Raw genomic sequence first — 1,075 nt, 5'->3', positions numbered from 1 at the left:
CTCACTATTATCTCGGATGATTCACTTTTACCCCCTCAATTCGCGTATGTGCCAGTTGGGGGTGCGGAATGTGGGTTGTATGCCAACTGACGAACCAGTTCACTCCAGCTTGCATCAGCAATAGCTGCACTAAGTTTCCGGTTCTTCATCATGTTCTTCACAGCCAAGTCTTCGACAGCAATCGTTTGGTTTTCACGTACCAATCGAGTCGTCAGCTTGTGAAGGAAGTCTGTACGGGAGTCGGCAATAGCTGCATGGATTCGAGCAACATGCCCCCTTGCTTTCTCCCTATTTTTCGAGCCTTTGACTTTGCGAGACAAAGCTTTTTGCGCTTGTCTCAACTTATATCTCAGGCGCTTGAAATGTTTGGGGTTGGCGACTTTCTCCCCGTCACTGGTCGCAATCAAGGAGGTGATTCCCGCATCAATCCCTACAGCTTTATCAGTTTGAGGCAGTGCTTTAACCGTAAGGTCTTCAATCAACAAAGAGACAAACCAGCGTCCCGACGCATCCAGCCTCACTGTCACCGTAGAGGGTTCGCAGTTTTCTGGAATATTGCGACTCCAGCGGATTGGCAAAGGGTCACAACATTTTGCCAGCCACAATTGCCCATCCTTCCACTTAAAAGCAGGGTAGTGCTTTTATGTAAAGGATAGAGGATAATAGCTCTATGCCAATCTTTTGAGGAGTCTCATGATGAAACCCTATTTGATTTGTCCCACTTGTGGTTCTGACGATGTGATGAAAAATGGTATGACTCGTCGCGGAAAACAAAACCATAAATGTCGTGACTGTGGTCGCCAGTTTGTCGAAAATCCTAAGTGGCAACCCAAAAACACCGACACCTTGGCAAAAATTGAGTTGCTTCTCCTTGAACCGATTTCTCTTGCTGGCATTGCCCGAGTCATGGGTGTTTCCAAGAGCTGGCTTCAAAATTATGTAACCCACATTCCGCAGATGTGGCTGGGATTTTTTTATAAGTTTTGAAAACTTGGAACCCAAACGCTTTTGAGTTGAACTTATGCGGTTTTAGCGTTACAGGAACCCGTCAATTTGACCTCGAGCGAGTAAGTTG

General features: G+C 46.3%; 1 protein-coding gene and 1 pseudogene. One reads left to right on the top strand and one right to left on the bottom strand.

Going from position 1 to position 1,075, the window contains the following annotated elements; genetic code table 11:
* Positions 1–77 precede the first annotated feature (77 nt).
* Positions 78–629, bottom strand: a pseudogene (locus QUA80_RS33655) (RNA-guided endonuclease InsQ/TnpB family protein); the annotation flags it as partial.
* A gap of 64 nt (positions 630–693) precedes the next feature.
* Here QUA80_RS33655 and QUA80_RS33650 point away from each other — a divergent pair.
* Entirely contained in the window at positions 694–987 is a 294-nt protein-coding gene (locus QUA80_RS33650; RefSeq protein ID WP_333429221.1) for an IS1/IS1595 family N-terminal zinc-binding domain-containing protein, read from the top strand.
* Positions 988–1,075 lie beyond the last annotated feature (88 nt).

Origin of the sequence: Microcoleus sp. F4-D5 (assembly GCF_036704885.1) — a bacterium.
Classification (GTDB): domain Bacteria; phylum Cyanobacteriota; class Cyanobacteriia; order Cyanobacteriales; family Microcoleaceae; genus Microcoleus.
The sequence above is the reverse complement of the archived record's forward strand: the minus strand, read 5'-3'. Positions and strand labels throughout refer to the sequence as shown.

Excerpts from the sequence above, each read along its gene's own strand:
- QUA80_RS33650 (WP_333429221.1), top strand. The coding sequence starts at position 694 with ATGATGAAACCCTATTTGATTTGTCCCACTTGTGGTTCTGACGATGTG.